Here is a 12340-nt window from a genome sequence, read left to right as displayed (position 1 = left end):
TGTTCAGTTATACCCTGAAAAACGGGAGGTCTGTGAACGTGTGGCTGACTTAGATAACGGGTTTACCCGAATCGCAAATGAGCTACTTGAGGCTGTTATTGTTGCCGATTTGACGGCGCGACAGTTGAAAGTTGTGCTGGCGGTAATGCGCAAAACTTACGGGTTCGGCAGAGCGCTGGATCGCATTTCTAATGTGCAGATTGCCGAGGAAACAGGAATTCATCATACCCACATCTGCAAGGCAAAAAATGAGCTTATCGCGATGAACATACTTGTTTCATCGGGCAATCAAATTGGCATTAACAAAGTCGTTTCAGACTGGAATACAGGTATTAGCCAAAACAGCAAAACATTAGCCAAAACAGCTAATACAAGTTTAGCTAAATCGGCTAATACAACTCACCATGAGAGATTAGCCAACTCGGCTAATAAAACATTAGCCAACTCGGCTAAACACAAAAGAAATAAAAATAAAATATATATAACCCCCCTAACCCCCCAGGGGGGAAAGGCGAAATTCAACCCGCTGGAGGTCGATCTGCCTGACTGGCTCGATCCGGCTGTCTGGCGTGAATGGGTTCAGTACCGCACCGAGAGCAAAAAACCGATCAAGTCCATGCTGACCGTGACGAAGGCCATCAAGCTGCTGAGCCAGTACCGGGATGCTGGCGACAACCCGGCGGAAGTGGTCAATCAATCCATCGCCAACGGCTGGCAGGGTTTATTCCGCGTCAAAGCGCCCGGACGCGGCGTGGCCCCGGTTAACGCTGGACACGTTCCGCACTGGAACAGCCCGGAAGCGTGGGAGGACGTGTTTTGAGCCAGCAACTGATTCAGGCCATCGCGCAACGCGACAACCGCACGCTCTCCCGGCTGGCAGGTAAATACCATCCGGCGCCGGAGCGCCCCGAACAGGGCGTAGTAAACACCGAGGCTGAGCGTCTTGTTGATGCGCTGTTTCGCCAGCTCAAGCAGGTATTTCCCGCAGCAAACGCCACCAGCCTGCGCACCGAGGCCGACGAGGCCGCAGCAAAGCAGCAGTGGATCGTTGCTTTCGCCGAGAACGGCATCACCCGACGTGAGCAACTGGCCGCAGGTATGAAGCGAGCACGCGCCAGCCTTTCCCCATTCTGGCCGTCGCCTGGGCAGTTTATCGACTGGTGCCGGGAAGGGGAGTTCGAGCAGGCCGGGCTTCCGGCAGTGGCCGAACTGCTGGCGATGGTACGCACCTACTGCGCCCGGCGTGGGCTTTACGCCTCGCCAACGGATTACCCCTGGCAGAATGCCGCCCATTACTGGCTGGTTACGGGCCTGTATAGCGGTATGCGTCTTAACGGCTGGACAGAGAAAGAGCTGGCCGAACAGGCAAAGGCGGAGCTGCTGAATATGGCCCGGCGTATCGCCAGCGGCGAAACCATCCCCGATCCGGTGCCGATGATTGAACAGCCCAGGCCGCGGCCCGTTTCCCGTGAGCGGGGCTTAGAAATCATCGCCAGATTACGGCGCGACATTTTGAAGAAACCACGCAAGAACGTTTGATGAGGCAGAACGATGACAGCAAGCGAAGCCATTAAACATTACCTGCTGGAGCACCCCAGCTTCACCACTGAGCAAATTGTTAATGCCTACGGCGTCTCTCTGCAATCGGTGCAGCACGCGGCGCGCAGGATGGAAATGAACGGCGAGCTGGTTGCTGTGCGCGACTGGCGGAGGCTCATATACAGCCTGCCGGGAGATAACACTGGCGAGAGCGTCAACGTGATTTTTGACGAATGCCGCCTGAGCGGCGCTATGAGGCGCGTTCTTTGCGTATATGGGGCAATCCCTGCCTCATCGGCTTTTAACGCCAGGAGCGCGTGATATGGCGGCTTATTTTTTGATTTAGAGTTTGGGGCCACGCCAGTATATGGTGATACCGTTATTGAAGAGCTGGTTGCTATCTACCAATTCGGCGGGCCTTTGCTTTTAGATCAAATAATGCACTTTTCCAACCAGGCCTTGATTTGATGCCAGTCAATTTAAGATAGATGTATATGGCATGCATTTTAGCAGCGTCATTGCATCGTTAAGTGATGCTTAAACAACCATTGAATTGCATCATTCATCATCCAATAATCGCGCTGATAATTAATCAGGCCTGATTACTTTCGTTGTTAGTTATCACCTGTTTGGAGACCAACATCTTGAAAGTAGTCAATTTAACGTTGCCGGAGAGTGGATTAGTTCTGATCGACTGCGAAAGCGGTAAGGTTGTTGGAAAAATCGATGAGGTAAAGACGCGCAGCGGGAAACGGAAAACACCCGAAAGAGTGCTGTTTACGCGATTCGATAAATCCCGCTGGCGTTCAGTAGCGCTTAGAAACAATGAGTTTGTGTGTTCCCTTAAAACTCTAAAGGAAATGGTTTCATCTGCGGCTCGCAGTGATGCAAAGGATATTTGGTTTTAGTTAAAATAACATCCGAGCCTGAACAGCTCGCTAAGTAACACTGTGCCATTCAACGGAATTTATGGCGCAGATGCAATTTCTAAAACTCCCCGACTTTGCCCTGCTTTCGGCTTTACCCGTGAGCGGGGTTTTTCTGTGTTCAGCGTCCGGCCTCTTTGGGGGTGCGGCGTGAGCTTCCCGAAAGACGGCGTAAGGCTGCATAAATCCAATTTCGCAGCGATTGGCAAGCAATTAGAGCCGCTGCTGGCAAGCGGCGACTGCTTCCGGCTGATCATCAAACCGTGGCGAGAGTCTCGCAGCCTCTCACAGAACGCGCTGGCGCACATGTGGTTCTCTGAAGTCAGCGCTTACCTGATCAAGCGTGGTAAAACCTTTGCCTCTCCGGCATGGGTTAAAGACGCGCTTAAGCATTCCTATCTCGGCTATGAAGAACGCGAAATGACCGACGTCATCACCGGCGAAAAAACCACGATCCGCTCCCTGCGGCACACCTCCGATCTCGATACCGGCGAAATGCACTTTTTTCTCACCCAGGTAGAGGGCTGGGCGCTGAACATCGGCTGCCGTCTCACCATTCCCGAAGATAGCGAATATGCGCAACTGCGTGCGAAACAGGAGGCTTAACCGATGCGCAAAACATGGTTTGAGCACACAGATTGTACCCATGCAGAAGCTGATGAACTGATGAACCAGTACCGCAAGCGCGGCGTGAAGGTTGAGCGTTTTCTCTCTGCCGACTGCCGGAAATTCATTGTGCGTGTGGAGCTGCCGGAAAGCCGTCACGAACCGCGCCCCAGCAGAACGTATCAACAACGGATTTGGGGGTGATCGTGGCTGACTTACGCAAAGCCGCGCGCGGCATCGAGTGCCAGGTACGCATTCCCGGCGTCTGTAATCACAACCCCGAAACCAGCGTGCTGGCGCATATCCGCCTGCCCGGCACCTGCGGGATGGGGATCAAGCCGCCTGATCTGCTGGGAGCTATAGCGTGCAGCGCCTGTCACGACGAAATCGACCGGCGCACGCGGTTAACCGAAGCAGAGTATGCGCATACGTGCGCACTGGAAGGAATGGCGAGAACGCTGATTATCTGGCTGAAAATGGGGCTGATTAAATGACTTGCGATTATGAATTTACATTGCCATATCCGCCGAGCGTTAACGACTACTGGCGGAGGGGCAGGGGTATTACCTACATCAACAAGAAAGGGTGCCAGTATCGCCGCGACGTGGCGGAAATCCTTCACATCCTGAAGCTCGACATAAACACCGATGCGCGGTTGAAACTACGTATTATCGCGAACATGCCGGACAGGTGCCGCCGCGATATCGACAACATTTTAAAAGCGGTCTGCGACTCGCTGGAGAAAGGCGGCTTTATGCAAAACGACTCGCAAATAGACGAGCTGAAAGTGGTGCGGGGCGAAGTGATCCCTGGTGGCCGCCTGGGAATCAAAATAACGGAGATCGAGCAGTGAGAGCGCAGGCTTATGAATTTATCCGCCAGGAGCTGATCATGGCGACGGCTGACCTGAGCGGCAGCACAAAAGGCCAGTTGGTGGCGTTCGCGGAGAATGCCCAGCTGATCACCAACCGCTACAAGCGCAAGCCGCTTAAAGTAACTGACCCGGAGACGGGCGAACTGGTAGCCGTCTGGAATGAGCCCGTGCCTGGCGTGCAGTCGCGCGCCAAAGGCTCGCATATTCCGCTGGTGCTGCCGGTCGAGTATGCCACCGCAAGCTGGCGGCGCGCCTTGCTGGCGCTGGAGCCACACGAAACCGCCTGGCTAATGTGGTGCTATGCCGATGCCACTCGTTACGCCCACCAGGTAGAGATCGTGCGCTGGGGCTGGGAGGCATTCAGCGATCAACTGGCGGGGAAACGCATTGCAGCCAAAACGCTGGCACGCCTGCGCGCGCTGGTATGGCTTGCGGCGCAGGACGTTAAACGAGAACTGCGTGGCGGGATCGGTGGAGGCAAGACCTACCAGCAAATAGAGCTGGCGGCGCTGACGGGCGTCACGGCTAAAAACTGGTGGAAAAGCTACGCAATGCACTGGGAGGCCATGCGAGCGGTGTTTGAACGGTTAGACCAAAGCGCGCTGATAAACGTCAATGCGGTCAGAAAAAAACAAAAGCGTGCAAATTCGATGCCGATGCTTGAAAAAGTAGATTTTTAAGGGCAGAATTGACGCAGATTTGATATTATCGCCGAAATTATAGAGCCCACTTTGAGTGGGCTTTTTTATTGCTTTTAAGTGGCACTCTAGTTTTCGATGCTTTTGTCAACCCTGAATGCTCTGATTCATATGGTAATGCCCGCATTTTAGGTGTAACTTTTCGTTAATGTTGATCAGGAGCGAGCCGGCAATGGAAACAAGAGGCAATTACCAGATTAAGCCTATTCGTGAATTAGGGCGAGGGACCTTCGGGCGAGTAGAATTGATTGAAGTCTACAATACGCTTGGCCATCTCAGTGGCATGTATGCAAGAAAAGTGCTTTCAGTGAATCCCGCACTAATTAACGAACTTTTTAGTCTTGAAGACTGGAAACAACGGTTCGGACGTGAGGTTAAATATCAGGCCAAATGCAGCCATGACAACGTTGTTCCCATATACATTCATCATTTGAACGCTGAAAGCCCTTGGTTTGTCATGGGGTTAGCACAATCAGATCTAAGAACTGAACTTGATGACAAAATCCTAACCGATGATGATAAATTGGGCATTCTGCGCATGGTGTTCTGTGGAGTAAAGTACCTCCATGAAAACGGAATGCTTCACAGAGATTTGAAGCCGGAAAACATACTTAGATATAGTAAAAAATGTTACAAGATTTCTGATTTCGGACTGATAAAAAAGTTAGATTCAGAGGCTCAATCCAACTTTCTTTCTGAAGTTCTCCAAAATAAAGAAATAGGCATAGGCACTCCAAAATATATGTCTGATGAGGCAAAAAAAGGTATTTATACTATAAAATCAGATATTTACTCTCTTGGGGTGATAGCTAACGAAATGAACATTTCACACATTGATGGTATCAATGCGTTGATTGATAAGTCGGCAGCCTTTACACCTCGTTCAAGATATGATTCTGTTGCAGAAATGATTGACATTCTTGATGGCATAGTTGCAGGGAGAGCGAAATGATAGATCTTTTAAGTTGTGGCGCTTTCTCATTCGCTAAAGATCATTTCCGGCAGAATGAGGATGCATTTTTGCTTCCCAAGTCATCTGGAAATGGATATCTCTTTGCCATTGCTGATGGCGTTGGTTCGTATGCCGGAGCAAATGAAGCCGCACAAACTGCGATAAATAGCCTTAGTGCGATTGAATATCCTGAGTTCTTAGAGCCGGAACTAGTTTTAAATAACATCAAGAATAAACTCACCGAGGCCGCGGAAAAAAAACCTGATGAAGCTAAGGCTGCAACAACATTGTCGTATTGCTTTATAAATTCCGACTATGTATATATTGTCCATGTAGGTGATACAAGGATATACGCAAGAATAGGTCTTAAGCTTCAACTTTTAACAAAAGATCATACACAACATCAAGAGCTGCTTGATGACGGACTGTATACGCGTAAGGAACTTAAGTCGCTACCTGGCAAAAATAAGCTTACTGCTGCTATCTCAAAGACATTACCAGTGCACTATCAATTTTTGAAAATTCCGTTAGATGAACTTGCTGATGAAGATGGTGCATTGATGCTAGTCATTATGTCTGATGGGGCCCATTCTTTTTGGGAGCATAGGCCGCGTTTTTCAGTAACAACCATGAATAATGCAAACAATTTTGCTGCAAATATGCATAAAAGGATTCAGCGCCTAGGTCCAAATGATGATCATTCTTTGATAGCAGCTAGCTTTAAACGTATATTAGTTTAGTAAATTACTTTATCTTCTTTATTGAAGCCTCATCATTAGCTGGGGCTTTAAATTATTATTGTCATATATAGGATAATATATCCTATCGTGGCTAGCTATGTACGCTGGCTACCAACATCTATTTAATACGGCATTGCAACGAATATAGCACACCAGACCTTATCTGGCGCGATCCTAACGGCTATATGGCCTGGGAGACCCCGCCCGCTAACGTATCAACTGACAAAGCCCCCGATGAGGGGCTTTTTTAATGGGCCGCATCCGGCGGCGTTCGCCATGAATGAGAAAATTACCATCCACTACGCGCCGCACGGGCTGGGGGCTATCCAGCTGGCGTTGGCTTCGTTCTATGAGCAGCTCCACTCGCTAACACTTTATGAGTGGGCGCTGGTCACCACCTTGATCATATCTCCGCTGGCTTTTATCGCTTCCATCGTTTTCCAGTGGAGGCAAACGCGGGCGATTGAGCGCGCAGCCAGAGAAGGCCGCGTGGTCGCAAAGCCGAGGATGTTCAAATGAGCAGGAAGAAAGCGGGCGCAGCTGGTGGGGCTTGTTCTGTGGTGGCGGCGATCATGTTGGTGCTGGCTGGTGGGAACGTCCGAACCAACCAGGAAGGGCTTGAGCTGATCGGTAATGCCGAGGGGTGTCGCGTTAATCCATACGTCTGCCCGGCTGGCGTGCTTACCGACGGGATCGGCAACACTCACGGCGTGCGCTACGGCAAATCGATGGAGCAGATCGCCAAAGACTGGGAGCGCAACATCCTGGAGGCTGAACGCTGCGTAATTCGCTATGGCGCTGGTGACAGGCTGACCGAAAACGCATTCAGCGCTGCCGTATCTCTGACGTTTCGCGTGGGCTGCGGCAAAGTGAAAAACTCGACGCTGTTTCGCATGTTCCGGCAGGGCGAACAGCGCGCCACCTGCGATCAGTTCCTGAGATGGCGTTACGCCGCAGGTAAAGAGCTGCCAGGGCTGGTTACCAGGAGCCAGAAAGAGCGTGCGCTCTGCCTCAAGGAGTGAGCCATGTTAACCCGGTTGCTGGGCCTGCTGGCCCTTATTGCCACTCTCATCTCGTTCTATTACCACGACCAGTTCAGAGAGTCGCAGGCATCCTTAACCGCAGTTAATCGGGAATTAAATGCTGTTGAAGATGCGAATAAAAAGATGCTGGAGAACCAGCGCAAACTTGCAGAGCTTGATGCCTGGTACACAGGAGAAATTGCCCGTGTCAAAGCGGAGAATGATCAGCTGCGTGCTGATGTCGCTAACGGCACTCACCGGTTGCAGCTCAACGCCACCTGTGAGCGAGTGCGTAACGCCACCGGCGCCACCGGCGGCGCTAATGCAACCGCCCCCCGACTTGATGACGCCGCTCAACGGGATTATTTTTCCCTTAGAAACAGGATCGAAGTCACCGAAAAGCAAATAATAGGTTTACAACAGTACATTATGAAACAATGTTTGAGATAGTATAGTGATTCAATAATCATATTTAGGATGACTAATACTATGGATTACTATCACATAGCAGATAAAGAAAGCCGCAAATGGAGCCAGTACGAGCCTGTAAAAGTTGGAGACACTCTTATAACTGGGACCGTGAATCCTTATTTCAATTACTATTTATTCCCTGACTATCCTAAAGACTGGCTTGAAACGTCAAATGGCCTTGTTGAAGTAAGTCGGTTATATGTTTTGCAGGAAATCAAGGAGGGAAGAGCGTTCAACTCTGACTCAAAATATGTAGCCAGACTAGGATTTGAAACTGCAAAGTTTTTTAGCAATTATACGCGAGAGTTAATTTGGGAAAATATCCGAAAAGAGGAATTTAGCGAGCTGCCATCTAGACAAAAGTGTATTTGGCTTGCAGAAGGGGAAGATAACCTAAACTACTGGCTCAGGCGCATTGGTAAAGATTCAAAAGAATACAATATATTCCGCGTGGTACCCAATGGTAAACTACATACTGCAAGTGATGAACATTTGCTTTCTGACGTTGAACCTTATGAGACGACCCTCAACAAAGCAAGGCAATATTGGCATGGCGTAGTCAAAAACCCCTTGGCCAGAGAAATATTGTTTGAAGGTATTCTAGAGGTGAGAGAGCAAGTTAACTAACCGCCTTATGGCGGTTTTTGGTTAATTCCTATACTTCCAGAAATTACCAGATAATTCGCGCGACCTTGCAAAAGCAGAATTTTCATAAACACAATGTAACGATGATAGTCTAGACTGGCGATATTCTTAGGGTATTTATAACCGTAACAGTTAATAGGCTTTATTTTTCTTCTGATGAGCTAATATGATAATTCTTATCTCCTTGTTAAATTGATATATTAAAACATGGCAATAACAGATATAATTTTATTTTTCTGGAATGCCATGTTAGCTATTCAAATAATTAAACTTTTCTGTAGGAAATTGATCTTCCAAATGGTGGGTAAGTCGAGGTTGAATCTTCGATTTCATATGTTGCTACGACATTACCTTCTGCATCTAACTCACGATAAAGATATTCATCGGTATCTTGGCCTTTTCTTGCACCTTTCCAGTTAGAAGAAACTAGTTCAAGGGTGTGTTCATTGGGGATGCCAATTCGCTTTTTGTATTCATCACTCATGTTTTTTCCTTAAGGTAACCTATGGCACTCACCGACAAACAAGAAATGTTCTGTCGCGAGTACCTCATCGACTTAAACGCCACACAGGCGGCGATTCGGGCGGGGTACAGCGTCAAAACGGCTAACCGCACCGCCTCCGAAAACCTGTCAAAACCTGACATCCAAAACAGAATCGCTGAACTCAAGAATAAGCGCAACGAGGACGTGGGTATAAATGCTGCTTATGTGCTCCAGCGCTTAGTTGAGATTGACCAGATGGACGTGGCCGACATTCTCAACGATGACGGATCGTTAAAGGCTGTTAGCCAGTGGCCCAGATGCTGGCGTATCACGCTACAGGGCATCGACCTGGCTTCGACTATTCGCAACTTTGACGAGGAAACCGAAGAGACGATCCTCAAAAAGATTAAATGGCCGGACAAAGTTAAGAACCTGGAACTGCTTGGCAAACACGTAGATGTTCAGGCGTTCCGTGAACAGGTGAAAACCAATCACACCGTTGATTCACTTTCCGACCTGATGGATGAGCTTTCAGGGGGTGCCTGATGGCGCTTAGACCTGAACACCTCGCACGGCTAAGGGATAAATTCTGGCGGCTTAACCACCTGTACTGGATCACCGACAAACGCGGGAAGCCGGTACGTTTCAAAATGACCCCGGAGCAGTTGGCCTACTTCGAGGGGATGCATACACGAAACATCATCCTGAAAGCGCGCCAGCTCGGTTTTACAACGCTGGTGTGCATCATTCAGCTCGATGCCGCGCTCTTTGAGGGCGCAAAGTGCGCGCTTATCGCTCACACCCTCAATGACGCAAAGCGCCTTTTCCGGGAGAAAATCAAATATGCCTATGATCGACTGCCTGCTGAGATCCGGGCGGCTAATCCTGCGTCTAATGATGCCGCTGGCGAGCTGGTTTTTAAGAAGGGCGGCTCGCTCTATGTTTCGACATCGTTTCGTGGCGGCACGCTGCGCTATCTTCATGTGTCCGAGTTCGGGAAGATCTGCGCAAAGTACCCGGACAAGGCGCGCGAAATTGTCACTGGTGCTTTTGAAGCTGTTTCAACTGACTGTTTCACGACGATTGAAAGCACAGCAGAAGGCCGCGCGGGCTATTTCTTCGATTATTGCCAGACTGCGGAAAAAGCGGCGCTATCTGGTGCGCCCCTCTCTCAACTGAGCTGGAAATTCTTCTTTTTCAGCTGGTGGATGAACCCCCAGTATGCAATCGACCCCGTAGAGCCGCTATCACAGCGCCTGCGCGATTATTTCGATGAGCTGGAGGCAAAGCACCGCCTTACGCTCAACGACCGCCAGAAAGCGTGGTATCAGGCCAAAGAAACCACCCTCGGCGACGACATGAAACGGGAATACCCGTCTATCCCCGCCGAGGCGTTCCAGCAGTCCGTTGAAGGCGCTTACTACGCGAAACAGTTCGCGTTTCTCTACGCACAGCGCCGCATCGGCCAGTTGCCGGATAACGATCACCTTCCTGTTTACACGTTCTGGGATATCGGCGTCGGTGACTCAACGGCTATCTGGTTTGTGCGCGTGGTGGGGAACGAGTTCCACATCATCGACTACTACGAGAACAGCGGCGAAGGGCTTCGCCATTACATGAAGATCCTTAAAGAAAAGGGATACACCTACGCCGAACACTGGGCGCCCCACGATATAGACAACCGCGAGTTTGCGAACGACGGCAAATCCCGCCGCCAGCTTGCGCGTGAGGGTTATGAGGTGGACGGCGAAATCTATTCGATCTCGTTCAGTGTGGTGCCGAAGCTCGGTGTTGCTGAGGGGATCGAGCTGGTGACGGCGACGGCACTTATACCATCAGCGCGGCCTGGCATGACCCTGATAAATATGAGCGCATCGATACCGGCGCAATCATTGATGAACGCCCGATCAGTGTCGTGCCGCCGGGCCACGTCGCCGCGCCGCAAAACGTGAAGATTGAAAGCTTCACGGTGATTAATCAGGGCATGGCGATCCAGACCCTCCACGCCACCTGGGATGCGGTTGAAGGGGCTATCGCTTATGAGGCCCAGTGGCGGCGCGATAACAACAACTGGGTGAACATCCCGCGCTCCTCGGTCTGCGGCTTCGATATCGATGGCATTTATGCCGGTGATTACCTGGTGCGCGCGCGCGCGATTAACGCCGTGGAAGTCTCCAGCGTCTGGGGTTATTCAGAGTTAACGACGCTGACCGGCAAGCTGGGGAACCCGCCAAAACCGGTTAACTTCTCTGCCGAGTCGCTGAACTGGGGCGTGCGCCTAACGTGGGGCTTCCCGGCTGACACCAGCGACACGCTCAAAACCGAGATTCAGTACGCGGTTAACGGTGACACCGAAAACCCGCTTTTGCTGGCTGATGTGCCCTATCCGCAGCGCGATTATTCACAGCTCGGCCTGAAAGCCGGTGAGCGGTTTATGTACCGCGCGCAACTGGTGGACAGAACCGGCAACGAATCCGGCTGGACTGACTGGATCGACGGGATGGCTAACGACCAGGCGAGTGATTACCTGGAAGATATCGCTGACGACTTTCTGACGAAAGAGGACGGCGAGGCGCTGGTAAGCCAGATAACCCTCGACCCGGAAGCCATCCTGCAGAACGCCCTGAGCAGTCACGACACGGTTAAACAACAGTGGAAGCAGTACGGCAAAAACCGCGCAGGCATCATTCTGGCGCAGACGCTCGCCTCTGATGCCAGTAAATCCGTTGCGGCGCTTGAAACCACTGTTAACGCGAAATTTGAAGACTTCGAAGCCACGGCCTCCCGCCTGGAAAAAGCCACGGCAGACAACACATCAGCCATCAGCGAGATCAACGATACGGTCGTGGCGCAGTTTGGCGAGGTGGCCGCTGCGGTAGAAGGCAAAATGGATGCGTATGTTGACGCCAACGGCGGCTCGGCCATCTACACCATGAAAACCGGCGTGGAGTACAAAGGGAAGTATTACGATGCCGGAATGTCGGTGGCTGTCACCATCAACGGTGCGCAGGTTGATACCCGTTTTGCTGTGAATGCCAACCAGTTTGTGGTGATGAGCGGCAGCGGCGATAACCGTTATTCACCGTTTGCGGTGGTAAACGGGCAGGTGTTCATGAACAGCGCCTTTATTCAGGACGGTACGATCACTAACGCCAAAATTGGCGCGTTTATCCAGTCGAATGACTATGTGGCCGGTAAAACCGGCTGGACGATTAACAAGTCGGGCGCCGCTGAATTTAACAACGTGACGGTGCGCGGAACCATCGTCGCCACAGAAGGGCGTTTTTCCATGACGGGCGCCGGTAACACTGTGGTTATTAACGGTAATGGTGTGACTGTCAATCTGGCTAACGGTGGCCGTATTATTCTGGGAACGTGGTAAC

16 protein-coding genes and 2 pseudogenes are annotated in these 12340 nt (G+C 50.8%); 17 read left to right on the top strand and 1 reads right to left on the bottom strand.

Going from position 1 to position 12340, the window contains the following annotated elements; translation table 11 throughout:
* Positions 1-40 precede the first annotated feature (40 nt).
* The 14 genes from G6041_RS11460 to G6041_RS11395 all read left to right on the top strand — a co-directional run bounded on the left by G6041_RS11460 (position 41) and on the right by G6041_RS11395 (position 8455).
* The gene (locus tag G6041_RS11460) at positions 41-820 is read left to right on the top strand and encodes a replication protein (RefSeq protein ID WP_014728210.1); all 780 of its coding nucleotides are present in this window, start codon (positions 41-43) and stop codon (positions 818-820) included.
* Positions 817-1539 carry a replication protein P gene (locus G6041_RS11455; protein ID WP_014728211.1) on the top strand — a complete coding sequence of 241 codons (723 nt, stop codon included), beginning with the start codon at positions 817-819 and terminating at the stop codon, positions 1537-1539. Before G6041_RS11460 ends, G6041_RS11455 begins: the two co-directional genes overlap by 4 nt.
* Positions 1540-1551: 12 nt before the next feature.
* Positions 1552-1860, top strand: a complete 309-nt coding sequence (locus tag G6041_RS11450; RefSeq protein WP_007668845.1) for a hypothetical protein — start codon at positions 1552-1554, stop codon at positions 1858-1860.
* A gap of 755 nt (positions 1861-2615) precedes the next feature.
* Positions 2616-3071: a YbcN family protein gene (locus tag G6041_RS11445; protein ID WP_014728212.1), complete on the top strand. Its 456-nt coding sequence runs from the start codon at positions 2616-2618 to the stop codon at positions 3069-3071.
* A gap of 3 nt (positions 3072-3074) precedes the next feature.
* Complete coding sequence (locus tag G6041_RS11440; protein ID WP_007850319.1) at positions 3075-3275, top strand: hypothetical protein; 201 nt, start codon at positions 3075-3077, stop codon at positions 3273-3275.
* Positions 3276-3277: 2 nt separating this feature from the next.
* Entirely contained in the window at positions 3278-3565 is a 288-nt protein-coding gene (locus G6041_RS11435; RefSeq protein ID WP_032970690.1) for a DUF1364 domain-containing protein, read from the top strand.
* Positions 3562-3924, top strand: coding sequence for a RusA family crossover junction endodeoxyribonuclease (locus G6041_RS11430; protein ID WP_014728214.1), 363 nt, complete (start codon positions 3562-3564; stop codon positions 3922-3924). Before G6041_RS11435 ends, G6041_RS11430 begins: the two co-directional genes overlap by 4 nt.
* The gene (locus G6041_RS11425) at positions 3921-4625 is read left to right on the top strand and encodes a bacteriophage antitermination protein Q (RefSeq protein WP_014728215.1); all 705 of its coding nucleotides are present in this window, start codon (positions 3921-3923) and stop codon (positions 4623-4625) included. The genes G6041_RS11430 and G6041_RS11425 overlap by 4 nt, the downstream gene beginning before the upstream one ends.
* Positions 4626-4815: 190 nt before the next feature.
* Positions 4816-5595 (top strand): protein kinase domain-containing protein, encoded by a 780-nt coding sequence (locus G6041_RS11420; RefSeq protein WP_014728216.1) that lies wholly within the window; start codon positions 4816-4818, stop codon positions 5593-5595.
* Positions 5592-6335, top strand: coding sequence for a PP2C family protein-serine/threonine phosphatase (locus tag G6041_RS11415; RefSeq protein WP_014728217.1), 744 nt, complete (start codon positions 5592-5594; stop codon positions 6333-6335). Before G6041_RS11420 ends, G6041_RS11415 begins: the two co-directional genes overlap by 4 nt.
* A gap of 276 nt (positions 6336-6611) precedes the next feature.
* The gene (locus tag G6041_RS11410) at positions 6612-6854 is read left to right on the top strand and encodes a hypothetical protein (RefSeq protein ID WP_236908681.1); all 243 of its coding nucleotides are present in this window, start codon (positions 6612-6614) and stop codon (positions 6852-6854) included.
* Entirely contained in the window at positions 6851-7357 is a 507-nt protein-coding gene (locus tag G6041_RS11405) for a lysozyme (protein ID WP_041460823.1), read from the top strand. Before G6041_RS11410 ends, G6041_RS11405 begins: the two co-directional genes overlap by 4 nt.
* 3 nt (positions 7358-7360) lie before the next feature.
* The gene (locus tag G6041_RS11400; protein ID WP_014728220.1) at positions 7361-7807 is read left to right on the top strand and encodes a lysis protein; all 447 of its coding nucleotides are present in this window, start codon (positions 7361-7363) and stop codon (positions 7805-7807) included.
* Positions 7808-7846: 39 nt separating this feature from the next.
* Complete coding sequence (locus G6041_RS11395; RefSeq protein ID WP_014728221.1) at positions 7847-8455, top strand: DUF2441 domain-containing protein; 609 nt, start codon at positions 7847-7849, stop codon at positions 8453-8455.
* Positions 8456-8738: 283 nt separating this feature from the next.
* On the opposite strand, the gene G6041_RS11390 is transcribed toward G6041_RS11395, so the two are convergent.
* Positions 8739-8957: a hypothetical protein gene (locus G6041_RS11390; protein WP_071819681.1), complete on the bottom strand. Its 219-nt coding sequence runs from the start codon at positions 8955-8957 to the stop codon at positions 8739-8741.
* A 21-nt stretch (positions 8958-8978) separates the two neighbouring features.
* On the opposite strand from G6041_RS11390, the gene G6041_RS11385 reads away from it, so the two are divergent.
* The 3 genes and pseudogenes from G6041_RS11385 to G6041_RS21440 all read left to right on the top strand — a co-directional run.
* Positions 8979-9503, top strand: a complete 525-nt coding sequence (locus G6041_RS11385) for a terminase small subunit (RefSeq protein WP_014728222.1) — start codon at positions 8979-8981, stop codon at positions 9501-9503.
* Positions 9503-10771 (top strand): annotated as a pseudogene (locus G6041_RS11380) (terminase); the annotation flags it as partial. The gene G6041_RS11385 and the pseudogene G6041_RS11380, both read left to right, overlap by 1 nt.
* A pseudogene (locus G6041_RS21440) lies at positions 10771-12339 on the top strand (phage tail tip fiber protein); the annotation flags it as partial. The pseudogenes G6041_RS11380 and G6041_RS21440, both read left to right, overlap by 1 nt.
* Position 12340: the final 1 nt, after the last annotated feature.

Origin of the sequence: Cronobacter sp. HA18003 (genome assembly GCF_011605905.1) — a bacterium.
GTDB lineage: Bacteria > Pseudomonadota > Gammaproteobacteria > Enterobacterales > Enterobacteriaceae > Cronobacter > Cronobacter sakazakii.
Note: the sequence above shows the minus strand (reverse complement) of the source record. Positions and strands in the feature narration are given on the sequence as shown.

Coding starts and splice junctions, on each gene's coding strand:
- G6041_RS11420 (WP_014728216.1), top strand. CDS start 4,816: ATGGAAACAAGAGGCAATTACCAGATTAAGCCTATTCGTGAATTAGGG.
- G6041_RS11440 (WP_007850319.1), top strand. CDS start 3,075: ATGCGCAAAACATGGTTTGAGCACACAGATTGTACCCATGCAGAAGCT.
- G6041_RS11395 (WP_014728221.1), top strand. CDS start 7,847: ATGGATTACTATCACATAGCAGATAAAGAAAGCCGCAAATGGAGCCAG.
- G6041_RS11390 (WP_071819681.1), bottom strand. CDS start 8,957: ATGAGTGATGAATACAAAAAGCGAATTGGCATCCCCAATGAACACACC.
- G6041_RS11415 (WP_014728217.1), top strand. CDS start 5,592: ATGATAGATCTTTTAAGTTGTGGCGCTTTCTCATTCGCTAAAGATCAT.
- G6041_RS11405 (WP_041460823.1), top strand. CDS start 6,851: ATGAGCAGGAAGAAAGCGGGCGCAGCTGGTGGGGCTTGTTCTGTGGTG.
- G6041_RS11385 (WP_014728222.1), top strand. CDS start 8,979: ATGGCACTCACCGACAAACAAGAAATGTTCTGTCGCGAGTACCTCATC.
- G6041_RS11410 (WP_236908681.1), top strand. CDS start 6,612: ATGAATGAGAAAATTACCATCCACTACGCGCCGCACGGGCTGGGGGCT.
- G6041_RS11430 (WP_014728214.1), top strand. CDS start 3,562: ATGACTTGCGATTATGAATTTACATTGCCATATCCGCCGAGCGTTAAC.
- G6041_RS11450 (WP_007668845.1), top strand. CDS start 1,552: ATGACAGCAAGCGAAGCCATTAAACATTACCTGCTGGAGCACCCCAGC.
- G6041_RS11400 (WP_014728220.1), top strand. CDS start 7,361: ATGTTAACCCGGTTGCTGGGCCTGCTGGCCCTTATTGCCACTCTCATC.